Annotated in this window: 19 protein-coding genes; 9 read left to right on the top strand and 10 right to left on the bottom strand. The window is 60.4% G+C overall.

All coding sequences use genetic code 11. The features are described from left to right. Positions 1 to 458: 458 nt before the first annotated feature. Genes IAI51_RS16080 through IAI51_RS16095 form a run of 4 tightly spaced genes read left to right on the top strand, consistent with a single transcriptional unit; the run spans position 459 to position 3,412 of the window. Positions 459 to 1,124, top strand: coding sequence for an amino acid ABC transporter permease (locus IAI51_RS16080; RefSeq protein ID WP_187679365.1), 666 nt, complete (start codon positions 459 to 461; stop codon positions 1,122 to 1,124). Then, positions 1,105 to 1,764 (top strand): amino acid ABC transporter permease, encoded by a 660-nt coding sequence (locus tag IAI51_RS16085; RefSeq protein WP_187679366.1) that lies wholly within the window; start codon positions 1,105 to 1,107, stop codon positions 1,762 to 1,764. Before IAI51_RS16080 ends, IAI51_RS16085 begins: the two co-directional genes overlap by 20 nt. After that, entirely contained in the window at positions 1,761 to 2,543 is a 783-nt protein-coding gene (locus IAI51_RS16090; protein ID WP_187679367.1) for an amino acid ABC transporter ATP-binding protein, read from the top strand. The genes IAI51_RS16085 and IAI51_RS16090 overlap by 4 nt, the downstream gene beginning before the upstream one ends. Further along, positions 2,540 to 3,412 carry a transporter substrate-binding domain-containing protein gene (locus IAI51_RS16095; protein ID WP_187679368.1) on the top strand — a complete coding sequence of 291 codons (873 nt, stop codon included), beginning with the start codon at positions 2,540 to 2,542 and terminating at the stop codon, positions 3,410 to 3,412. Before IAI51_RS16090 ends, IAI51_RS16095 begins: the two co-directional genes overlap by 4 nt. 226 nt (positions 3,413 to 3,638) lie before the next feature. Here the strand turns inward: IAI51_RS16095 and IAI51_RS16100 are convergent, their stop codons facing one another. Continuing rightward, positions 3,639 to 4,835, bottom strand: a complete 1,197-nt coding sequence (locus tag IAI51_RS16100; RefSeq protein ID WP_187679369.1) for an AAA family ATPase — start codon at positions 4,833 to 4,835, stop codon at positions 3,639 to 3,641. A 107-nt stretch (positions 4,836 to 4,942) separates the two neighbouring features. On the opposite strand from IAI51_RS16100, the gene IAI51_RS16105 reads away from it, so the two are divergent. The 4 genes from IAI51_RS16105 to IAI51_RS16120 all read left to right on the top strand — a co-directional run bounded on the left by IAI51_RS16105 (position 4,943) and on the right by IAI51_RS16120 (position 12,512). Then, entirely contained in the window at positions 4,943 to 6,046 is a 1,104-nt protein-coding gene (locus tag IAI51_RS16105; protein WP_187679370.1) for an efflux RND transporter periplasmic adaptor subunit, read from the top strand. Continuing rightward, the gene (locus IAI51_RS16110) at positions 6,043 to 7,107 is read left to right on the top strand and encodes an efflux RND transporter periplasmic adaptor subunit (protein WP_187679371.1); all 1,065 of its coding nucleotides are present in this window, start codon (positions 6,043 to 6,045) and stop codon (positions 7,105 to 7,107) included. Before IAI51_RS16105 ends, IAI51_RS16110 begins: the two co-directional genes overlap by 4 nt. Beyond that, entirely contained in the window at positions 7,104 to 10,169 is a 3,066-nt protein-coding gene (locus IAI51_RS16115) for an efflux RND transporter permease subunit (protein WP_187679372.1), read from the top strand. The genes IAI51_RS16110 and IAI51_RS16115 overlap by 4 nt, the downstream gene beginning before the upstream one ends. Before the next feature lie 90 nt (positions 10,170 to 10,259). Then, positions 10,260 to 12,512 (top strand): glycoside hydrolase, encoded by a 2,253-nt coding sequence (locus IAI51_RS16120; RefSeq protein WP_187679373.1) that lies wholly within the window; start codon positions 10,260 to 10,262, stop codon positions 12,510 to 12,512. Position 12,513: 1 nt separating this feature from the next. On the opposite strand, the gene IAI51_RS16125 is transcribed toward IAI51_RS16120, so the two are convergent. Next, entirely contained in the window at positions 12,514 to 13,140 is a 627-nt protein-coding gene (locus IAI51_RS16125) for a class I SAM-dependent methyltransferase (protein ID WP_187679374.1), read from the bottom strand. 142 nt (positions 13,141 to 13,282) lie between these two features. Then, the gene (locus tag IAI51_RS16130) at positions 13,283 to 13,639 is read right to left on the bottom strand and encodes a DUF6124 family protein (RefSeq protein ID WP_187679375.1); all 357 of its coding nucleotides are present in this window, start codon (positions 13,637 to 13,639) and stop codon (positions 13,283 to 13,285) included. A gap of 526 nt (positions 13,640 to 14,165) precedes the next feature. On the opposite strand from IAI51_RS16130, the gene IAI51_RS16135 reads away from it, so the two are divergent. Then, positions 14,166 to 15,575 (top strand): hypothetical protein, encoded by a 1,410-nt coding sequence (locus tag IAI51_RS16135; RefSeq protein ID WP_262410355.1) that lies wholly within the window; start codon positions 14,166 to 14,168, stop codon positions 15,573 to 15,575. Between the two features lie 52 nt (positions 15,576 to 15,627). On the opposite strand, the gene IAI51_RS16140 is transcribed toward IAI51_RS16135, so the two are convergent. From IAI51_RS16140 to IAI51_RS16170, 7 genes are all read right to left on the bottom strand, one after another. Further along, positions 15,628 to 16,272: a methionine ABC transporter permease gene (locus tag IAI51_RS16140; RefSeq protein WP_186534439.1), complete on the bottom strand. Its 645-nt coding sequence runs from the start codon at positions 16,270 to 16,272 to the stop codon at positions 15,628 to 15,630. Beyond that, on the bottom strand, positions 16,262 to 17,383 hold the full coding sequence (locus tag IAI51_RS16145; RefSeq protein ID WP_187679376.1) for a methionine ABC transporter ATP-binding protein: 1,122 nt from the start codon (positions 17,381 to 17,383) through the stop codon (positions 16,262 to 16,264). Before IAI51_RS16145 ends, IAI51_RS16140 begins: the two co-directional genes overlap by 11 nt. 2 nt (positions 17,384 to 17,385) lie before the next feature. Then, the gene (locus tag IAI51_RS16150) at positions 17,386 to 18,195 is read right to left on the bottom strand and encodes a MetQ/NlpA family ABC transporter substrate-binding protein (protein WP_187679377.1); all 810 of its coding nucleotides are present in this window, start codon (positions 18,193 to 18,195) and stop codon (positions 17,386 to 17,388) included. A gap of 119 nt (positions 18,196 to 18,314) precedes the next feature. Further along, positions 18,315 to 19,667, bottom strand: coding sequence for an LLM class flavin-dependent oxidoreductase (locus IAI51_RS16155; RefSeq protein ID WP_187679378.1), 1,353 nt, complete (start codon positions 19,665 to 19,667; stop codon positions 18,315 to 18,317). After that, complete coding sequence (locus tag IAI51_RS16160) at positions 19,667 to 20,860, bottom strand: SfnB family sulfur acquisition oxidoreductase (RefSeq protein WP_187679379.1); 1,194 nt, start codon at positions 20,858 to 20,860, stop codon at positions 19,667 to 19,669. Before IAI51_RS16160 ends, IAI51_RS16155 begins: the two co-directional genes overlap by 1 nt. A 20-nt stretch (positions 20,861 to 20,880) precedes the next feature. Beyond that, complete coding sequence (locus IAI51_RS16165; RefSeq protein WP_187679380.1) at positions 20,881 to 22,122, bottom strand: SfnB family sulfur acquisition oxidoreductase; 1,242 nt, start codon at positions 22,120 to 22,122, stop codon at positions 20,881 to 20,883. A gap of 267 nt (positions 22,123 to 22,389) precedes the next feature. Continuing rightward, on the bottom strand, positions 22,390 to 23,154 hold the full coding sequence (locus tag IAI51_RS16170; protein ID WP_187679381.1) for a hypothetical protein: 765 nt from the start codon (positions 23,152 to 23,154) through the stop codon (positions 22,390 to 22,392). Positions 23,155 to 23,162: the final 8 nt, after the last annotated feature.

Raw genomic sequence — 23,162 nt, forward strand, 5'->3', positions numbered from 1 at the left:
GCTAGTGATAGTCATCGGCGTTTTTGTGTGTGCTCGATTCATGATCGTTCCCACGCAGAGCGTGGGAACGAGCAGGGTAACGGCTCAGGCCGTTTGCGCTTTCAACGCGCGGCGCAACGCCATAAGCAATTTCACGATGTCCTGCGGATCCAGTCGCTGCGGCACTTTTACGTCCATGTTCTCTTCCTTGTAATGGTTCGGCCGGGGGAGTCTGGCCAAAAGCTGTTCGTCCTTGGAGGGCTTTCATGAAAAAAAGATCCTTCCTACAGCGAAAGGAAAAATAGCCTTCTTATTCCTTCCCGGCAAACCCACAGGATAGTTTTTTGGGTGATATCAATATGCTTTAACGGTATTTAAATTCTCGTTTTTATACCTATAAAGTCGCTTCCTGCCGGGCAGTTATCCGCTGTCCATGGACTGCACCACCGTCGCTTACCGAGCGGCGTACAGGACGTTTCATGACCTTCGATTACGCTTTTATGCTCAGCACCCTGCCGGCGTTTCTCAAAGCCGTGGGCGTGACGCTGCAGGTCGGTTCGATCGCCATTGGCACCTCGCTGCTGGTGGCGCTGCTCAATGCGACGATTCTGGTGTTCCGCACGCCTTACTTGCAGCGCGCCGTCGGCCTGTATGTGGAGCTGGCGCGCAACACGCCGTTGCTGATCCAGTTGTTCTTCGTTTATTTCGCCTTGCCGGCGCTGGGGATCAAAGTCTCCGGCTTCACCGCCGCGATCATCACCATGACCTTCCTCGGTGGCGCCTATCTCACCGAAGTGCTGCGTGCGGGCGTCGATGCGGTGCCGCAGGCGCAACTGGAATCGGGCCGCTCCATCGGCCTGTCCGACGGCCAGTTGTTGCGCTACGTGATCCTGCCGCAAGCGGGGATCCTCAGCCTGCCGTCGCTGTTCGCCAATTTCATTTTCCTGCTGAAGGAAACCACCGTGGTCTCGGCGGTGGCGGTGCCGGAAATCCTCTACACCACCAAGAGCTACATCGCGCTCTACTACAAAACCTACGAAATGCTCGCCGTGCTGACGCTGATTTGCGTGCTGCTGTTTTTGCCGCTGTCGCTGTTGCTCAGCCGTCTGGAAAGGAGGCTCCAGCATGGCCAGTTCGGGTCTTGAACTGCTTTGGGTGTCGTTGCCGCAACTGGCAAAAGGCGCCGGGCAAACCTTGTCGATCTCTTTCTTGAGTATCGCCATCAGCACCGTCGGCGGCGTGCTTTACGGCGTGTTGCGCACGCTTAACGTGACGTGGCTGAACGCGATTCTGCGGGTGTATCTGGAGCTGTTCCGGGCGATTCCGGTGCTGGTCTGGCTGTACTTGCTGTTTTTTGGTCTGCCGATTTTCTTCGGCGTCAGTCTGCCGAGCTTCTGGTGCGCGGTGCTGGTGTTGTCGCTGTGGGGCGCCAGCGAAGTGGGTGAAGTGGCGCGCGGCGCATTGCATTCGTTGCCGCGCGGGCAGCGTGAGGCGGGGTTGTCGATTGGCTTGAGCGCCCCGCAGCTCTTCGGTTACGTGCTGCTGCCGCAAGCGCTGAAACGCATGACGCCGCCGACCATCAACGTCTACACGCGAATCATCAAGACCAGTTCGCTGGCGGTGCTGATCGGCGTGGTCGACGTGATCAAGGTCGGCCAGCAGATCATCGAGCGCACCTACGAATCGGTGCTGATCTACGGCGCGCTGTTCCTGTTTTTCTTTTTCATCTGCTACCCGCTCTCGGCCGCCTCGCGCGTGCTGGAGCGGCGCTGGACGCAAGCATGAGTGCATTGATCGAGTTTCACGGTTTCAACAAATTCTACGGCGAGCAACAGGTGCTCAACGGCGTCGACCTGCAAGTGCAGTCAGGCGAAGTGATCGTCATCCTCGGCCCCAGCGGTTGCGGCAAAAGCACTTTGCTGCGTTGCCTCAACGGTCTGGAAAGCGCTCACAGTGGCAGCCTGAAATTTGCCGGGCGCGAACTGCTGGACAAGACCACCGACTGGCGCGAAGTGCGTCAGCAGATCGGCATGGTGTTCCAGAGTTATCACCTGTTCCCGCACATGAGTGTGCTCGACAACGTGCTGCTCGGCCCGCTCAAAGTGCAGAAGCGTCAGCGCCGCGAAGCGCAGCAACAAGCCGAAGCCTTGCTTGATCGCGTCGGTCTGGCGGACAAGCGCGATGCTTATCCAAGACAGCTCTCCGGTGGCCAGCAACAACGCATCGCCATCATCCGTTCGCTGTGCATGAACCCACGGGTGATGCTCTTCGACGAGGTCACCGCCGCCCTCGATCCAGAGATGGTCAAGGAAGTGCTGCAAGTGATTCAGGGCCTGGCCCGCGAGGGCATGACCCTGTTGATCGTCACCCATGAAATGGCCTTCGCCCGCGCGGTGGCCGACCGCATCGTGTTCATGGATGCCGGGCGCATCCTTGAACAGACCCCGCCCGAGATTTTCTTTACGAACCCGCAAACCGCACGCGCGCAGCAGTTCCTGGAGAAGTTCTCCTTCGTTGCAACACTGCCAAAAACGAATCTGACAAAGGAACTGGAACTGCTATGAAAACTGCCGCTTTTTTACTGCCTCTCCTCAGCCTCGCATTGCTCGCCGGCTGCAATAAAACCGAAGAACCGCCAAAGCCCAAAGTCGCCAGCGAAAGCACCGCGCCGGCCGGTTATCTGGACAAGATCAAAGCCCGCGACAAATTGATCGTCGGCGTCTTTACCGACAAGCCGCCGTTCGGCTTCGTCGATGAGGCCGGGCGTTACGTCGGTTTCGATACCGACATCGGCCGCCAATTCGCCAAGGATCTGCTCGGCGACGAGAACAAGGTCGAGTTCGTCGCGGTGGAACCGGCCAGCCGCATTCCCTTCCTGCAAAGCGACAAGGTCGACCTGATCCTCGCCAACATGACCGTGACGCCGGAGCGCAAGGAAGCGGTGGAATTCACCAATCCGAACCTCAAGGTGGCGGTGCAGGCATTGGTGCCGCAGAACAGCTCAGTGAAAAACCTCGATGACTTGGCGACTCGCACCACCATCGTTACCACGGGTACGACGGCGGATATCTGGCTGACCAAGAATCACCCGGACTGGAAGCTGCTGAAGTTCGAGAAAAACTCCGAGTCGCTGCAAGCCCTGGCCAATGGTCGTGGCGATGCCTATGCGCAGGACAATCTGGTGCTGTTCAGCTGGGCCAAGCAGAACCCGGGCTATCGCGTGCTGGACGAGAAACTGGGTGCGGAAGCGCCGATTGCACCGGCGGTGAAGAAGGGCAACATCGAGTTGCGTGACTGGGTGAATACCGAATTGGCCAAACTGGGTGAAGAGAAATATCTGCTCAAGCTGTACGACCAATATGTGCGTAAAGAATTGAGTGATGACACCAAGCCTGAGAGCGTGATTGTTGAGGGTGGCAAGTGGCAGGGGTGAGTGCCTGGTAGATCGGCGGTGAGACTTTCCCCTCACCCCAGCCCTCTCCCGGAGGGAGAGGGGGCCGACCGAGTTGTCTTGCGTCGAACATCGACCTGAAATACCGAGTCGATTATGGATCCGGTACAGCATGATCAGTTCGGCGTATCTCTGAAGCATCCCCCAATCAGTCCCCTCTCCCCCCGGGAGAGGGTTAGGGTGAGGGGCTTTTGGCCGGACGCCTCACTCAGTCAGGCCAATTCCACGCCGGCTCATCCAGCACCCGCTGCCCGACAATTCCGGTCTGCCCCAGCGTTTTCTCCAGCACGATGCAATTGCACTCCGGGTCTTCCTGCAACGCCGAAATCAAGCGCCGAGCGTGGGACACCACCCACACCTGACACTCCTGCGAGGCGCGAATGATCAACCGCGCCAATGCCGGCAACAGATCCGGGTGCAGACTGGTTTCCGGTTCGTTCAGCACCATCAGCGACGGCGGTCGTGGCGTCAGCAGTGCGGCGATCAGCAGCAGATAGCGCAACGTGCCATCCGACAGCTCTGCCGCCGAAAGCGGTCGCAGCAACCCTTCCTGATAAAACTCGATGGCAAAGCGTCCGCCGGATTGCGGTTCGATGCGCAGTCGTGCGCCCGGGAACGCATCGCTGATCGCCGTATGCAACGCTTCGGGGTCACCGATTTCAATGATGGTTTGCAACGCTGCCGCCAGATCTCGCCCATCGTGATGCAACACTGGTGTGCGCGTGCCCAGTTGCGGCTGGCGCACCGGGGCGTCGGCGTCGCTGCGAAAATGATCGTAGAAGCGCCAGCGGCGGATGAATTCGCGCATCTGGAACACTTCCGGTGAGCTGCGCAAGCTGCCGACCTGATCGAACAGGCTGTCGAAGTTCGGCGTGTGTTGCGCCAGCACATCCCATTTGCGCTCGGCGCGAGCGCGGATCATCGGCCCGTCGCGATCCACCAGCAGGCTGGCCGGGCGATAGAGCGGCCCGGCCCAGATGCATTCGCGTTTGACTTGCGGATCAAGGCTGAAAAGCGAGGGCATCGGCTGTGCGTGCTCGGGCAACATGAAATGGCCGTTGGAGTCGGGCAACCCCAGGCTGATCGAATAACTGAAATCCTCCCCGGCAAACCCCAGGCGCAAACGCTTCACGCCCTGGCGCACCGTCGGCTCGATCGCCACCTCTCCGTTGCGCATGCGTCGACTGATGGTTTCCGGACCGGCCCAGAAGGTCGAGTCCAGCCCGCCCTCACGAGCGAGCGCATTGACCACGCCGCCCTGTGCGGTCTCCGCCAACAGACGCAAGGCCCGATAGAGGTTGGACTTGCCGCTGCCGTTGGGGCCGGTGATCAGGTTCAGCCGGCCCAACGGGATTACCAATTTATTGATCGAGCGGTAATTGGCCACCGCGAGGGTCTTGAGCATGAAAATCCTTCTCTTTAATGTCGAGTTCCCCAAGGCGAACGTTGAACCCTGTTCTAAGCTCACAGTCGTATCGTCACTTGCACGTTCGTACAAAGGAAGGAGTCTGCATGGCGAGTCCCGGATTGAAAACAGTGGTCATGCTGGGCCTGTTCACTTTGCTCGCCGCCTGTGGCGAGGAAAAAGCCCCGCAGGAGTACCTGCCACGGGTCTTTGTGCAAGAGGTCAAGCCCGCGGATTACGCGGCTGCCGTGACTCTCACCGGTGACGTGCAGGCCCGCGTGCAGACTGAATTGTCGTTCCGCGTTGGCGGCAAGATCATTCAGCGCATGGTCGATGTCGGTGACCGTGTCACGGCCAGGCAAGTGCTGGCCAAACTCGATCCCAAGGATTTGCAGACCAACGTCGACTCGGCTCAAGCTCAAGTCGTCGCCGAACAGGCGCGGGTCAAGCAGACTGCGGCGGCATTCGTGCGCCAGCAAAAACTGTTGCCTAAGGGTTACACCAGCCAGAGCGAATACGATTCCGCCCAGGCGGCGTTGCGCAGTAGCCAAAGCGCATTGAGCGCGGCGCAGGCGCAACTGGCCAACGCCAAGGATCAGCTCAGCTACACCTCGCTGATTGCCGATGCCCCAGGGATCATCACCGAGCGTCAGGCCGAGGTCGGCCAAGTGGTGCAGGCCACCGCACCGATTTTCAGTCTGGCCCGTGACGGCGACCGTGATGCGGTGTTCAACGTGTACGAATCGCTGCTGGCCGAGCGGCCGTCAGATCGCTCGATTGTGGTCAGCCTGCTCGACAACCCCAACATCAAAACCACCGGCACCGTGCGCGAAATCACCCCGGCGGTGTCTGCGCAGTCCGGTACCGTGCAAGTCAAAGTCACCCTCGACAAACTGCCGCCGGGCATGCAACTCGGTTCGGTAGTCAGCGCCACCGCCAAAGGCACCGGCAAATCGGCGGTCGAGCTGCCATGGTCGGCCCTGACCAAAAACATCAGCGACCCCGCCGTGTGGATGGTCGATGAGCAGGGGCTGGTGCAATTGCACACGGTCACGGTCGGGCGCTATCTGACCGGCAAAGTCATCATCAGCGAAGGCCTCAAGGGCGGCGAGAAAGTCGTCGTCGCCGGCGGGCAGTTGTTGCACCCGGGCATTAAAGTCGAGATCGCCGAAAACACTTATAAAGATCTGCAACCGGGAGCACAGCCATGAGGCGTCTGGGGCTGTTGTCCGTGGCTGTGTTGTTGGCCGCCTGCTCGAAAAACGAACCGCCGCCGGAGCCGGTGCGGCCGGTGCTGTCGATCAAGGTCCAGGCGCTGAACGAGGAAACCCTCGGCCGTTTCGCCGGCAGCATTCAGGCGCGCTACGAGAGCAACACCGGTTTCCGTGTCGGCGGGCGCATCGCCAGCCGCAACGTCGACGTCGGTGCCGAAGTCGAGAAGGGCACGCTGCTCGCCACGCTCGACCCCTCCGACCAACAGAACCAGTTGCGCTCTGCCCAAGGCGATCTGGCCAGGGTTCAGGCGCAACTGATCAATGCACAGGCCAACGCCCGGCGTCAGCAAGCGCTGTTTGATCGCGGAGTCGGCGCGCAAGCGCAACTGGACATCGCCACCACTGATTTGAAAACCACCCAGGCCTCGCTGGAGCAGGCGCGGGCGGCGGTCAACCAGAGCAAGGATCAACTCGACTACACCCAGCTGCGTTCCGACCACAAAGCCGTGGTCACCGCGTGGAACGCCGAAGCCGGGCAAGTGGTCACCGCCGGCCAGCAAGTGGTGACGCTGGCGCAACCGGACATCAAGGAAGCCGTGATCGATCTGCCGGACACACTGGTCGATCAGATCCCCAGCGACGTGGTGTTTCTGGTGGCCGCGCAACTCGATCCGAGCATTAACACCACAGCGACCATCCGCGAAATCGAACCGCAGGCGCAAAGTGCGACGCGTACCCGTCGCGCCCGTTTGACCCTGGCCGAAACGCCACCCGGGTTCCGTCTCGGCACGGCGATCAGCGTGACCCTCAGTTCGGCGATCAAGCCGCGCATCGAATTGCCCGCCACGGCGATACAGGAGGTCGACGGTAAAACGCGGATCTGGGTGATCGATACCCAAAACAAAACCGTCAACCCGCGCGACGTCAGCGTGATCAGCCGCACCGATGGCACTGTGGTGCTGGCCGGCGGTGTGAAGAACGGCGAGCAGGTTGTCAGCGCCGGCGTGAACAGCCTCAAACCCGGACAATCCGTGAAACTTGACGAGGACAGTCAATGAAAGGCTCTTTCAACCTCTCCGAATGGGCCCTCAAGCATCAGTCGTTCGTCTGGTATCTGATGTTCGTTGCACTGCTGATGGGGGTGTTTTCTTACTTCAATCTGGGCCGTGAAGAAGATCCGTCATTCACCATCAAGACCATGGTGATCCAGACCAAGTGGCCGGGCGCGACCCAAGAGGAGACCCTCAAGCAAGTCACTGACCGCATCGAGAAAAAACTCGAAGAACTGGATTCGCTCGACTACGTGAAAAGCTACACCCGCCCCGGCGAATCGACGGTGTATGTGTACCTGCGCGACACCACCAGCGCCAAGGACATCCCGCAAATCTGGTATCAGGTGCGCAAGAAGATCGACGACATTCGCGGGCAGTTTCCCAAGGGCATTCAAGGGCCGGGATTCAATGACGAGTTCGGTGACGTCTACGGCTCAGTGTACGCGTTTACCGCCGACGGCCTGACCATGCGCCAGTTGCGCGATTACGTAGAACAGGCGCGCGCCGAGATCCGCAATGTGCCGGGGCTGGGCAAGATCGAGATGGTCGGCCAGCAGGACGAAGTGATTTACCTGAACTTCTCCACGCGCAAACTGGCGGCGCTGGGCATCGATCAGCGCCAAGTGGTGCAGAGCCTGCAATCGCAGAACGCGGTGACACCCGCCGGAGTGATCGAGGCCGGGCCGGAGCGGATTTCCGTGCGCACGTCGGGGCAGTTCGCCTCGGAGAAGGATCTGGCCGAGGTCAATCTCAAGCTCAATGACCGCTTCTATCGTCTGGCCGACATTGCCGATATCAGTCGCGGTTACGTCGATCCGGCTACGCCGGAGTTCCGTTTTGATGGCAAACCGGCGATCGGTCTGGCGATTGCCATGCAGAAGGGCGGCAACGTTCAGGAGTTCGGTAAAGCGCTGCACGCGCGCATCGATCAACTCACCGCCGACTTGCCGGTAGGCGTCGGCGTGCACACGGTTTCCGATCAGGCCGTGGTGGTGGAAGAGGCCGTCGGCGGCTTCACCAGCGCCTTGTTCGAGGCGGTGATTATCGTGTTGGTGGTGAGCTTCATCAGCCTCGGCGTGCGTGCCGGGCTGGTGGTGGCGTGCTCGATTCCGCTGGTGCTGGCGATGGTGTTTGTGTTCATGGAATACAGCGGCATCACCATGCAGCGGATCTCCCTTGGCGCACTGATTATCGCCCTCGGCCTGTTAGTCGACGACGCGATGATCACCGTGGAGATGATGGTCACACGCCTGGAAATGGGCGAGACCCGGGAGCAGGCGGCGACGTTCGCCTACACCTCGACGGCGTTCCCGATGCTCACCGGTACGCTGGTGACCGTGGCCGGTTTTGTGCCCATCGGCCTCAACGCCAGTTCGGCGGGTGAATACACGTTCACGCTGTTTGCGGTCATCGCCGTGGCGATGTTGGTGTCGTGGGTGGTGGCGGTGTTCTTTGCGCCGGTGATCGGCGTGCACATCCTCAGCGCCAACGTGAAACCCCATGCGGCCGAGCCCGGGCGCGTCGGTCGTGCGTTCAACCATGGTCTGTTGTGGTCGATGCGCAACCGCTGGTGGGCGATTGGCATTACGGTCGTGTGCTTTGTGCTGGCGGTGTTTTGCATGCGTTTTGTGCAGAACCAGTTTTTCCCGTCCTCGGATCGCCCGGAAATTCTGGTCGACCTGAACCTGCCGCAAAACGCTTCCATCGACGAAACCCGCAAGGCCGTCGACAAGCTGGAGGAAACCCTCAAGGGGGATCCGGACATCGTGCGCTGGAGCACTTACATCGGCCAGGGTGCGATCCGTTTCTACCTGCCGCTCGATCAACAATTACAGAACCCGTACTACGCGCAACTGGTCATCGTCAGCAAAGACTTCGAGGCCCGCGAAGCCCTGAGCCAGCGTCTGCGTGAGCGTTTGCACAAGGACTTCGTCGGTATCGGCAGTTACGTGCAGGCGTTGGAAATGGGGCCGCCCGTGGGTCGCCCGATCCAGTACCGGGTCAGCGGCAAGGACATCGATCAGGTGCGCAAGCACGCCATCGATCTGGCCACCGAACTGGACAAGAACCCGCACATCGGCGAGATCATTTACGACTGGAACGAGCCGGGCAAAGTCCTGCGCATCGACATCGCCCAAGACAAGGCGCGCCAGCTCGGGCTGTCGTCCGAAGACGTGGCGAACCTGATGAACAGCATCGTCAGCGGCTCGCCGTTGACCCAGGTCGATGACGATATCTACCTGATCAACGTGGTCGGTCGCGCCGTGGATTCGGAGCGCGGTACGCCGGAAACCCTGCAGAACCTGCAAATCGTCACGCCGGGCGGCACGTCGATTCCGCTGCTGGCGTTCGCCACCGTGCGTTACGAGCTGGAACAGCCGCTGGTGTGGCGTCGCGACCGTTTGCCGACCATCACCATCAAGGCGTCGGTGCGCGACGAGATTCAGCCGACCGACCTGGTGAAACTGCTCAAACCGGCGATCGATGCCTTCGCCGAAAAACTGCCGGTCGGCTACAAAGTCGCCACTGGCGGTACGGTCGAGGAGAGCGGCAAGGCTCAGGGGCCGATTGCCAAAGTGCTGCCATTGATGCTGTTTTTGATGGCGACTTTCCTGATGATCCAGTTGCACAGCGTGCAGAAGATGTTTCTGGTGGCGAGTGTCGCGCCGCTGGGGCTGATCGGCGTGGTGCTGGCGCTGGTGCCGACCGGTACGCCCATGGGGTTCGTGGCGATCCTCGGGATTCTGGCGCTGATCGGCATCATCATCCGCAACTCGGTGATCCTCGTGACGCAGATCGATGAGTTCGAGAAGAAGGGGCTGGCGCCGTGGGACGCGGTGGTGGAAGCCACTGAACATCGACGCCGGCCGATTCTGCTGACGGCAGCGGCGGCCAGCATGGGCATGATCCCGATTGCCCGGGAAGTGTTCTGGGGGCCGATGGCTTACGCGATGATTGGCGGGATCGTGATTGCGACGCTGCTGACGCTGCTGTTTCTACCGGCGCTGTACGTGGCCTGGTACAAGATTCGCGAGCCGAAGAAGGACTCAGCCTCATCGAACCATTGATTGCTCCCGTTACACCTTTGGGAACGGTCTGACTTACAACCCCGGTCGATTGCGTTACCGTCCTTCCTCCATTTGGAGGAGGGACGCCCGATGTCGACTGTCACTTGCTGGCTGCGCCAACTGCTGCTGATGGTCGGCCTGTGCCTGTCGCCCTCATCGGTGGCCGAAACGCTGCTGGAAAATTCGTTATGGCGGGTGCAAATCGATCCAGCGACCCTCGCGGTGCGTGTGACCCCGGCCGACAGCGCGACCGTGCAGGCATCGACGGGTGTTGATGCGCACAAGGTCAGCCAGTTGCTCAGGCGCGGCAATCGCCTCGACTGGCAATGGGACGATGGCGCCTGGTCGCTCAGCGTTGAACTCGATCAGCGTGACCTGAGCTTCTCGATCACCGCCCGTGATCCCGCTGAACTGGAGTTCCTGCGCCAACCCGGCAGTGCGATGGGTAAAGGACTGATCTGGCCGCTCGCCGAAGGGCATTACGTGCCGCGCGGCGATCCGCTGTGGCAGGCGTTTCTGGTGGATCAGGGCCAGTTCGACAGCACTCAGGATCTGAGCCTGCCGCTGTGGGGTGTCGAGCACGAGGGCTTCAGCCTTAGCTGGTTGCTGAGCAATCCCTACAACAACCAACTGCAGTTCAGCGCTGACGGCGACGCGCTGGCGTTGGCGGCGCGGCATCATTTCACTTCACTCGCACCGTCGACGCCGCTGACCTTCAGCCTGTTTCTGGGCGACGCCGATCCGTTGGCCGGCACCAAGCGCTATCGGCAATGGCTGATCGATAACGGCCGTTTCGAAACCTTGAGCAGCAAGCTCGAGAACACCCCGCAGGCGCGCAAGTTGCTGGGCGCCAGTCATGTCTATCTGTGGGGCAATGATCTGCTGGGGCAAAAAGATGTGCGCAACTGGCCGGCGCTGCTCGGCAAATTACGTGGCCAAACCAGACTTGCCAGTGCGCTACGGGCCGGGATGGATCGTGAAGCGTTGCAGATGCTCGCCAGCGAAACCGTGCTCAACAGCTATCAGCAGACCGTGCTGTTGCGCGGGATCAACCGCGCGCTGGCCGCTCAGGCGCGCAAAACCTGGCAGGCTCGAGCGGTGCCGGACATGCAGGCATTGGTCAGCGGCTACGCAGCACTGCGCAGCCAATTGGCCGCCGATTTCGCGGGTGTCTTGACTGTCGACTCCGCGCGTTGGGGCAGCAGCCTTTCGCTCGATACCATCGAACGGTTGCAGAACGCAGGACTGCCGCGCTTGTGGCTGGGACTCGGCGATGGATGGGAGGGCGGGCTGTGGCATCCGGAGGCGGTTCGCGCGGGCGTGGCGGCAGGGTATCTGATCGCGCCGTATGACTCTTACGAAACGGCGCTGAGCCGTGCCGAGAACCCGGACTGGACCACCGCGCACCTGGGCGACAAGGCCAATGTGGACTGCGCCATCGTGCTGGAAAGCGGCGTGGCGAAAACCGGCTTTCAGCAGTCCGGTCACTACACCGATCCGCGTTGCGTGCGTCCCTTACTTGAGAAGCGCATCAAAGCCATCAGCGCCGCCACCGGTTTCAACAGCTGGTTCCTCGATGCCTATGCGGCGGGCATGGTGTTCGACAGCTACCGGCCCGGCGCGACCATGACCCAGGCGCAAAACGCCGAGGGTAACGTTCAGGCCTCACGCTGGATCAACGAAACGCTGCAACTGCCCAGCGGTTCCGAAGACGGTAACGCGACGACGGCTCAAGGCGTGCTGTTCGCCCATGGCATGCAGACACCGGTGATCGGTTGGGGTGACGCCGATATGAGCAAGAACCCCGACTCCGAATACTTCACCGGGCAATGGTATCCACCCGAGCAACCGGCGGTGTTCTTCAAACCCGTGTCGATCAAAGAATCGTACCGGCGTATTCACTTTGATCCAGCCAGCCGATTGCCGCTGTACCAGGCGGTGTTTCACGGCTCGGTCATCACCAGCCATCACTGGCTGTTCGACAGCCTGAAGTTGAGCAACGTGCAGGTGGAAAACGAACTCACGCAATTGCTCTACAACGTACCGCCGCTGTATCACCTGAGCGCGGCGACGCTGGCGCAACGCTTGCCACTGATTGCGCGTCAGGATGCGTTCTTCCGCCCGCTGCATGAGCGCCTGGCGACGCAGGCACTCACCGGTTTCCAATGGCTGAGCGAGGATCGACGGGTTCAGCAAACGTCCTTTGAGGACGGCACTCGACTGTTGGCCAACTTCGATCAAGCCGCGCGTGACGTGGATGGCCGAACCTTGCCGGGCGAAAGCATCACCGTGCTAACGCCGGACGATGCGGTCAGCCACTATCGGGTGCAGACCTTGCCCTGACTCAGACCTTGCGCCAGACGCTGGCCAGCCAAGGCTGCTGTTCGCGTGGCAACCCTGCCGGACGGAAGTAATGTTCCAGTTCGACGAACCCGGCAGCGGTCAACAGGCCGCGCCACGCTTGCAGGTCGTGATACGCGCCAAAACGCGATCCGTTCCAGCCCTCCTGGTTATCCCCGCGCGGGTTGGAGCTGAACAGCACACCACCCGGTTTCATCGTGCTTCGCAGTTGCCCTAAAACCCGTGGCAGTTCCTGCAACGGCACATGAAACAGCACGGCGTTGGCGAAGATCCCGTCGAAGCGCTCTTCGGGCAGATCCAGCTTGAGGAAATCCTGGCACCACACTTCGCAGCCACTGTCCTCGCGGGCCATCTGCGCAAACTTCTCCGAGCCGTCGAGGCCGACCGCGACGTGGCCCATACGCGTGAACGCCTGCAAGTCCCGCCCCGGCCCACAGCCGAAATCAAGAATGCTGAACGGCGCCACACCCTGAATATGCCGCAACAGTGCGTCGATGTTCTGGCTGACATCGTGATCGCGGGTGCCCTCACGGAAGTCTTCGGCCACCGAGTTGTAGTGGCCGAGCGTGGTGGCGGTGATCTGTTCGAGGTCGGTGGGGGTCTGTTTCATGGTTGGACTGCGTGGGCGATTGAGATTGGCCGAATATACGCCATGAAAGGAAATGATTGGGTGGCGGCTGCACGCAGGTAGTAGGCCGGTCAATAGGAAAACCGGTACACCCGAAGGTGCCCCACGCACAGCCACCAAATTTTCAGCTCTTCTTCATCCCCAGACAATCAATCGAGCGATCCACCATTGCCTTGGCAATCTCCAGCAAATGCCAGACCGAAAACACCATGGCCCGGTCCGCGCCTTTCAGATGATCGCCACACTGATACGCCGAAACGGAAGCACAGCGCAGAAGATCGGCGAGATAGAGCTGTGCGTCTTCAAAACTGACGTCTTCGCTGACGTTGTAGAAACGCAGTTCATCAGGCGGGGAGGGTTGTTTGCCGGTGAGGTAGAAATCGATGGCGCGGTACAGCGCGGAGCGGTCTTTGAGCTGCTCGTCGGAGGGTTCGTTTTCGGTGGTTTTTTCTGAAGGTGGATCGGGGACGATCTTTTTCATAGGTAAAACTCCTAGTGATGATTGGAGCCAACCAAGATCGCGACTAAACGAGCAGGGGTGGCGGCTGCACACAGGTTAGTCGACCGGTCACCAGGCTACCCGGCGCACCCGAAGGTGCCCTGCGCACAGCCACCATTACGATCAGGCAGGAGAAATCACCTGAGACAAGGTGGCGCTGTGCGCCCGGTAGGACCCGGGCGACTAAACCCGATCACTGATGAGCAGTGACGGGCCGAGACTAGCCACCGGATTTGGCAGGCGCAAGCGCTCGGAATGATCTAGGAAATGTCCTGCAAAGGAAAGAGAACAGGCCTGTAGGCTCTCTGATTTTCCTGTACGAAATTTTCCCTTTTCGGTGTGAATCGCTCCTCACGGCAAAGCATAAAACCCCAACGACTGTGCAATACATATGTACCGCACTCTGCGGTTCGCTCCGGGATGTAATGACGCCTGCGCGATAGACGACTGTCGCGATATCTGCCCTGTTTTTTTCTTCGGGGGGATTCACTCAAAAAAAGGATTTTTCATGGGCATTGTTCGCAACCCCGGCTCCACCTCGTCGACCCGCCGTCACTCGACGGATGCAACGCCAACCCGTAAAAGAGCCGGCAGTACGCCATCCGGCGATGGGACGCCGGTGAAGATCCACCGCCCTGACGCGGACCTATCAGGCATGGAGGCGGTTTCGCCTGCTGACCCGTCGCCCTCCGTCATCACGATTACTCCGTTGCATTCTGCCCAGGTCACGCCCCTGCATCCGACGATCAAAACACTTGAGCGCTACAGCTTGAGAGCACCGGCCAACTTGCCCGCAGCCAATGCTCAGGGCCTCAGGGTGTTCAAGAACCGAAACTATGTCGATATCGCTCCCGGCGAGATCGTTCTGGTTCGGGAAACCGGCATCGCCGGTGAATATCGGGCAGCGCTGGTCTCTGAATCGGCAGCGCTGGGGCCAGCGCTGTTTTTTGATCCGCGCAGCAAGATCTGGTCACTCGAACGGCCTCGGCCTTTGCCCGATCCGGGCAAAGTGATTGATATCGACATTGATCAGCTCATACGTGAGGTCAGAACCGACTACGCCGAAAAAAACCGGGTTCATACCGGTAACGATGACTCGTTCGAGTACACGGCGGCGCAGGAGGGCACGCTGGTCGCACGCGGGTTGAAGCAGTTCTCGCCGGAACAGGCGGCGATCATTCGCTCGGAGCTGAAAGCGGTCGAAAGCATCTTCTCTGATGCCAACCACGTCATCGGCCTGAAATACCCGGACGCCGACGCGGTGTACAAAAGTTTCTTTGGCGCCGATCACCGCGCCGTTATGCCGCGATTCACCGATGCAGTCGGGCGTGGCCTGGCGCTTTCCAGGGAGTATCAAGGGGTTTGGGGAGGCGAGAAGTTTATCGGGGTTGATGCGGACAACAATAGCGCGGCGTGGATGTACAAAAGAGATTTTCACGGCCGGCTGTTCATCAATCGCAACTACATGCAGCCCGGGCTTTTGAGCCTGTCGTTGGGACATGAAATGTTGCATACCAACAGGGTCGACCGATTCCAGGCGATCGGGCCCAATGCAGCGGATTATTTCTATCTGGACAGCCGTCTGGGCCGTTTGCTGGATGGGGATTCGCTAGCTGTTTATGACGTTCCAGAGCGCGGTGTCTCCGAAGCGATCATGCGCGGTGGATTGACGGTCGATTATTTGAAGTCTTTTTCGGATGACCACGATGCCTTTTTGTTCGGTGTCAGCGATTACCTGGGAATCGGCGACGACCTGGACCTTCAGGCGGCGGTTGACCTGTTCAATGCAAACCCGCAGATGCGAGCGCACCTGGCGGTGAACAATGCTGACAGTTTGATTTGTGCGGCGAAAAGCATGCAGGTGCTGCATCAAAGCAAAGCCCAATATGCGTGGCTCGATAGCCTGATCGAGGATTAAGCAATATCGCAGCCTTTGCGCTCCCACGCAGGCTGCGATCCCTTGATGGGCTTCAGCGTTTATTCAAACCTCGCGCCAACCGATCCCCGCCCAACTGAATCACCGCCACCAACGCCACCAGTAACACAATCACCGTCAGCATGATCTGGCTATCGAACCGCTGATAACCGTAGCGGTAAGCGATGTCGCCCAGGCCACCGGCGCCGATTGCGCCGGCCATGGCCGAGGAGTTGATCATCGTCACCAGCGTGATGGTGAAACCGCCGACAATCCCCGGCAGCGCTTCCGGCAACAGCACATGCCAGACGATGTGCCAACGCCGGCAACCCATGGCTTGCGCGGCTTCGATCAGACCGTGATCGACCTCGCGCAGACTCACTTCGGCTATTCGCGCAAAGAACGGCGTCGCGGCGATGGTCAGCGGCACCACAGCGGCCCACACGCCGTAGGTGGTGCCGACGATCAGGCGGGTGAACGGAATCAGCGCGACCATCAGGATCAGAAACGGGATCGAGCGGAACAGGTTCACGAATGCGCCCAATGCGCGATTCAGCACCGGCGCCTGGTAGATCCCGCCCCTGTCACTGGTGACCAGAATCACCGCCATGGGAATCCCCACCAGCAGCGCGATCAACGACGACACGCCGACCATCAAAAACGTGTCGATAAAACCTTGCAGCAAGCGATCAAACCACATAACCCAACACCTCCACCCGTTGCGCCCATTGCCCGGCGCGTTCACGCAATTGCTCGGCGTTCCACGGCGAACTGCTCACGGCAAGCAGCAGTTGCCCGAGCGCATGCCCCTGAATTCGCTCGATGCCACCCTGAAGCAATTTCACCCGCCCACCGAGGGCTGCAAACAATGCCGCCAGATCCGGCTCATCACTGGCACTGCCGGTGAACTGCAAACGCAGCACCACCGCCGCCCCGGAGGATGATGACTGCACCTGTAAACGGCTCTGCAATTCTTCTGGCAACGCATGTTGCAGCGGCGCGAGCAGCGTCTGGCTGACCTCGTGCTGCGGATTGCCGAACACTTCCCACACCGGGCCTTGCTCGACGACATGGCCGTGTTCCAGCACCACTACGCGGTCACAGATGTCGCGGATCACCGCCATTTCGTGAGTGATCAGGACGATGGTCAGGCCCAGACGTTTGTTGATCTCGCGCAGCAGGCCGAGGATCGACTGAGTCGTCTCCGGATCGAGCGCGGAAGTGGCCTCGTCGCAGAGCAAAATATCCGGGTCATGCACCAAGGCGCGGGCGATGCCGACACGCTGTTTCTGGCCACCGGAAAGCTGCGCCGGATAGGCCTTGTGCTTGGCCTGCAGGCCGACCAGTTCGAGCAGTTCGCGAACCTTTTTTTCGCGTTGTTCTTTTGGCACACCCGCGACTTTCAGCGGCAGTTCGACGTTCTGCCAAACCGTTTTCGCCGACATCAGATTGAAGTGCTGGAAGATCATGCCGATCCGTCGGCGCAGGGCGACCAAGCGGTCTTCATCGAACTCGCCGATGTCCACCTGATCGATCAGCACCCTTCCTGAGGTCGGTTGTTCCAGACGATTGATCGTGCGGATCAGCGACGACTTGCCCGCACCGCTGCGGCCGATGATGCCGAACACTTCGCCGCGCTGGATCGCCAGGTCGATGCCTTGCAGGGCAGCGACCGGGCCTTGCCGGCCTTCGTAGGTTTTGCCTAGGCCGATGAAGCGCACGTGGGCGCGGTTCAGCTTGGGATGCAATTCTGTACGTTCAGCATTCTTTAGCTCTGGAATATCCAGTCGCCGTTGGGTCGCGGCTGTCATGCTCAACTTTCCCACCCGGCCTGATACAGCTTGCCGTGGGCCTTATCCAGTGCCGCGCGGACGGCTGGCGAATGCTGGTAGATGTCGACGAATGTGATCAGGCGCGGATCGGTTTTGCTCTTCGGCTGGATCACGAACTGGATCACGTATTCCTTGTGATCGAGGCCGTCGAACAGCAACGCGGAACCGGCATCGAAGGTTTTCGCCAAGCGAATGTAGGCCGGGTAGCCCTGCACCAGATCGGCGTCGTCGTAGGCGCGCACCAGTTGCACGGCTTCGACCTGAAGGATTTTGATTTTCTTCGGGTTGGCGACGATGTCGTCTTCGGTGGCTTTGTAGCCGACCCCCGGCTTCAGGGTGATCAACCCGGCCTTGGCCAGCAGTTGCAGGCCGCGACCGCTGTTGATCGGGTCGTTGGCGATGGCGACGCTGGCGTCTTCAGGCAACTCGTCGAAGCTTTTGTATTTCTTCGAGTAGAGGCCGACGTTGTTGATGATCCCCGGGGCGAATGGCACCAGATCAAAACCGGCGGCAGCCTTGGCGTTCTCCAGGAACGGGATGTGCTGGAAGTAGTTCACGTCGATGTCGCCAGCGGCGAGGCTGACGTTCGGCGCGATCCAGTCGGTGAACTCCACCAGTTCGACGTTCAGGCCTTGCTTGGAGGCTTCTTCGACGGCGGCTTCCAGCGGAATGGCGAAGGCGGCGGTAGTGCCGATTTTCAGCGCAGCGTCGGCGGCGAAGACGGCCGAGCTGAACAGGCCGAGGGCCAGGGCCAGTGCTTTGACTGGGTGGGACAGGCGTTTCTTGGTCATAGTGGTTTTTCCAGTCAGTGCATGAAATGTGTGGTGTCTGGTCGGGCCTCTTCGCGAGCAGGCTCGCTCCCACATTTGGAATGCTTTCCCCTGTGGGAGCGAGCCTGCTCGCGAAGCTTTTAGCGGCGGTACGAAGATCCGATGTGTTGCTCAGGCAACTGTGCTTCGCCGTGAAACAGTTTTTCGCGCAAGCTGCCGCTGTCATACGCGGTCTTGTACGACCCACGCCGCTGCAACTCCGGAATCACCAGCTCAATGAAATCGACATAGCTTTCCGGGGTGACGATGCGGGTCAGGTTGAAGCCGTCCAGACCGGTTTCGGCGATCCAGGATTCCAGTTCGTCCGCCACTTGCTCAGGCGAACCGACGACGGTGATATAGCGGCCACCGAGGGCATGCTGGTCGAGCAATTTGCGCCGGGTCCAGTCGTTGTTTTGCAGGTTCTTGGTCGCGGACTGAATGGCGTTGCTCTTCACGTACTGGATCGGTTCGTCGATTTCATACTGCGAAAAGTCGATGCCAGTGGACGCGGAAAAATGCGCCACGCCGGCCTCGGCGCTGGCGTAGCTCGAGTACTCGGCATGCTTGGCCCATGCGGCTTCTTCAGTCTCGCCGACGATGACGTTAAGGCCCATGAACACCTTGATGTCCTCGGGATTGCGCCCGGCCTCGACGGCACTGGCGCGCACCTTGTCCACCTGCACTTTGGTCGACGGTTTGTTCTGGCCGCTGATGAACACGCACTCGGCGTGACGCCCGGCGAACAGCAAACCACGATCAGAACTGCCGGCCTGAAACAGCACCGGTGTGCGCTGCGGCGACGGCTCGCAGAGGTGATAACCCTCGACCTGATAGAACTCGCCCTTGTGCTCGACCTTGTGCACTTTTTCCGGTTGGGCGTAGATACGCTGTTCGCGATCATTGAGCACCGCGCCGTTTTCCCAACTGCCTTCCCAGAGTTTGTAGAGCACCTCCAAATACTCGTCGGCCTGATCGTAGCGACGGTCATGCTCGACTTGCTCGCGCAGGCCCATGGCTTTGGCGGCGCTGTCCAGATAGCCGGTAACGATGTTCCAGCCGACGCGACCACGGCTCAAATTATCGAGGGTCGACATGCGTCGGGCGAACAGATACGGCGGCTCGTAAGTGAGGTTGGCGGTCAGGCCGAAACCGAGGTTTTGGGTGACAGCGGCCATCGCCGAAACCAGCAGCAACGGATCGTTGACCGGCAGCTGGATCGACTCTTTCAGGGTGACATCCACCGAGTTCTGATAGACGTCGTACACGCCAACGATGTCGGCGATGAACAATCCGTCGAACAGCCCGCGCTCCAGCAACTGCGCCAGCTCGGTCCAGTATTCAATGGTGTTGTAGCGAGTCGAGGTGTCGCGCGGATGCGTCCACAAGCCATGGTTGATGTGGCCGATGCAGTTCATGTTGAACGCATTGAGCAGGATTTTTTTCTTCGCCATCAGATGGTCCCCCGCAGCGGCGGTTTTTCATCGTTGAGGTAGTAATTGCCCACCGCGTGATACTTCCAGCGCACCGGGTCGTGCAGGGTGTGCACGCGGGCGTTGCGCCAGTGACGGTCGAGGCCGTGCTCGATCAGGGTGGCCTGACTGCCGGCCAGTTCGAACAAGGTGCTGCCGGCGGCGAGGGAGATTTCCGTGCTGATCGCACGTGCCTCGGCCACCGCAATCGAGGCGGCGGCGACCGTTTCGGCGTTGGTCTCGGCCTGAGCCTTGTCGAGGAACTCGCCGGAGCGCTCCAGCAGTGCCTCGGTGGCGTGCAGGCGAATGCTCAAGTGGCCAAAGCTTTTCAGCGTCAGCGGGTCTTCGGTGGCTTTGTCGTTGCCGGAGTCGATCCATGGCCGCGTCTTGCTTCGCACAAAGTGCAATGCATCTTCGTAAGCGGCGCGGGCAATGCCGGTATCGATGGCGGCATGAAGAATCTGCGCCAGCGGGCCGACGGTGGTCGGACGTTCGAAAGCGCTCTGGAACGGGATCACGTCTTCGGCGGCGACGTACACGTCCTCGAACACCACCGAACCGCTGCCGGTGGTGCGCTGGCCGAAGCCACTCCAGTCGTCGATCACCGTCAGGCCTTTGCTCTCGCGCGGCACGAACGCCAGTTGCTGCACGCCGTTTTCATCGACCACGGACGTTGGAATGCGCTGCGCGTAAATCGCGCCGGTCGCATAAAACTTGCGACCGTTGATGCGGTAGCCATCGCCGTCGCGCTTGAGGCTGGTGACACGGTCGTGGGCGGTTTTGGTGCCCAGTTCCGCCAGAGCATTACCGAAACGCTGGCCGGCCAATACCTCGGCGTACAGCCGTTGTTTCTGCGCGTGGCTGCCGTTCACCCGTAGCACTTCGAGGGCGTAGAAATGGTTCTGCGGAATCTGCCCGAGAGAGCCGTCAGCCTGAGCGATCAGGGCGATGACTTTGGCCAGGGTCACGTTCGACACGCCAGCGCCGCCGTATTCTTTCGGCACGCTGATGCCCCACAGGCCGGAGCGGGAAAACACGTCGAGTTCCGGCAGCGGCAGGCGACGTTCACGGTCGCGCAGGGCGCTGTCGCGTTTGAAATCTTCGGCCAGATCGCTGGCGACGATCAGGGCTTGCTCATCGCTGGTGATGACCGCGACGGGATGGAAAAGAGTCATGTGTTTCTCCAGAGGTCTGGTCAAATCCAGGAATGGCGAGCCGGCAACGTGCCGTTGAGGCGATAGGCGCCGACCGCGTGATATTTCCAGCGCACCGGATCGTGCAGGGTGTGTACCCGGGCGTTGCGCCAGTGGCGGTCGAGGTTGAATTCGGCGAGGGTCGCGCGGCTGCCGGCCAGTTCGAAGAGTTTTTCGCTGGCCAGCAGCGAGATCTCGGTGGTCAGCACTTTGGCTTCGGCCACGGCAATCGAGGCGCGGGCGGCGGATTCGGCGGTCAGCGGCGCAGCGTGTACCTGATCGAGCACTTGCCCGGCCTTGCGCAGCAGCGCTTCGGCGGCGTGCAGTTCGATTTTCAGTTTGCCGATGTCGGCGATCACGTAGAGGTCATCGCTGGCGCGTTCGACCTTGGCATCGATCCACGGCCTTGCGCGGGTTTTGACGAATTCGATGGCGTCGTCAATGGCGCCACGGGCGATCCCGGCGTCGATCGCAGCCTGGATCAACTGGGACACGGCGCCTTGGGTGTTTGGGGTTTCGTTGATCTTCCAGTTATCGACGACGAGGCTCGACTCGACGCGCACGTTGTTCAGCAGAATCGTGCCACTGGCGGTGGTGCGCTGACCGAAGCCCGACCAGTCATCAACGATGCGCAGCCCTGGCGTACCGCGACGGACGAAGGCCAGCACTTGCTTGCCATCATCATTGAGCGCCTTGACTGCGACCCAGTGCGCAAACAGCGCGCCGGTGGAGTAGAACTTCTGGCCGTTGATCACGTAGTCATCGCCGTCGGCGGTGATGCGCGCTTTCAGTTCCAGCGTGTTTTTGGTGCCGCGCTCAGGGCCGGCATTGCCGATGCGCCAGCCTTCCAACACGCTCTGGAACAGCTGTTGTTTCTGCTCTCCGGTCGCGCTGCCGAGCACCAGATTGATGATGCCGAACTGGTTCTGCGGGATCTGTCCCAGCGCCGGATCGGCGGCGGAAATGATCGCGAAGACCTCGGCCAATGTGACGAAGGAAACCTGCGGGCCACCGTATTCGCGCGGGATGGCAATGCTGCCCAGACCGCTGCGGGTGAACTGTTCGATTTCCGACCAGGGCAACTTGCGCTGGCGGTCGCGTTTGGCGGCCTGCACGCGGGCAACTTGCGCCAGCTCATGGGCGGCCTTGATGGCTTGGGCGTCGTTGCGCAAGACCTGCGCGGGCAACAACAACGGGGCGATGTCCAGATCAGACTGGACGTTTGCGTCTGCCAGACTGGACATCAGTGCCGCTCCTTGGCTGCACGCAATGCCCTGGCGATCTGCACTGGGGTGATTGTGTTCCGGACCATACTACCTACCTCACATCTCATGAAAAACGCCGCGAAAGTGCGGCGAACGAAAGAATGTCCGGTGGTCCGGTGCATATACCCTAAGCGTGTATAAATATTAAATAAACTAACTTTTAGGAATATGTATAGAAGGGGTCATGGTCTGGAGGGTTAAGTGTTTCGTTGTGAGGAGCCCTGGCTCCTCACCTCGTCGAGCGTTTCACTCTTCGTGCGATTCGGCTGCCTTGCACACTGGCTTCAACGGAACCTTCAGATAAGGATTCACACACCCGATCTTCAACGTTCGCGGCGGCGCCCAGCGCGAGTTATTGCCGACCCGGTCGAGGATGCAATAGGTCACGTCCAGCCTCAGATCCTCGCCGGCTTCGACGATGACCGCTGGCGGCACCCAGACCTGAATGGGCAGCCCGACATCCGCTGCCGTGATCGGCGCCAGATCCATGCGCACGTCGCCCCAGCGCAAAGTGATGGCGTCGTCCTCGGCCATGTTCAGGTATGGCTCGATGGTCAGCGGCACACCGCGTTTTATCTGGTTGGGGTTTACGCCCTGACGGCGGATGGTGTCGGGGATCGTCACTGGCGCCAGTTGCTGGTTTTCGTCTGCGCACACTGCCGAAGGTTGGCCACCGGGGCAATCGAGCTTGACCTGCACGCGGGTCGCCGCCGACAGCGCCGGTCCCTGGCCGACCTGCATCACCCGATAGTGGATACGCGCGGTGCCGTCGGCAATAAAACTCTCCGGCACCCGCAGTCTTACCGTTGTGCCGACGTCCTCGGCTGTCAGCACCTTTGATGCGACATAGCATTTGTTCCAGAACAGTTCGATCAGGTCGCCGCAGTCCATGTCGGGGTAGGGCGACACATCGACCAACAGGTGGGCGGCGGCAGCGAGGTTGATGCCGGTTTTTTGCGCGGGTGCCAGGGTCGGCGCTGCGAGTTCGGGGGTGTGCGAAGTGCGGGTCATCGATTTCT

The sequence above is a fragment of the Pseudomonas sp. N40(2020) genome, from assembly GCF_014472415.1.
In the GTDB taxonomy this organism is placed as follows: domain Bacteria; phylum Pseudomonadota; class Gammaproteobacteria; order Pseudomonadales; family Pseudomonadaceae; genus Aquipseudomonas.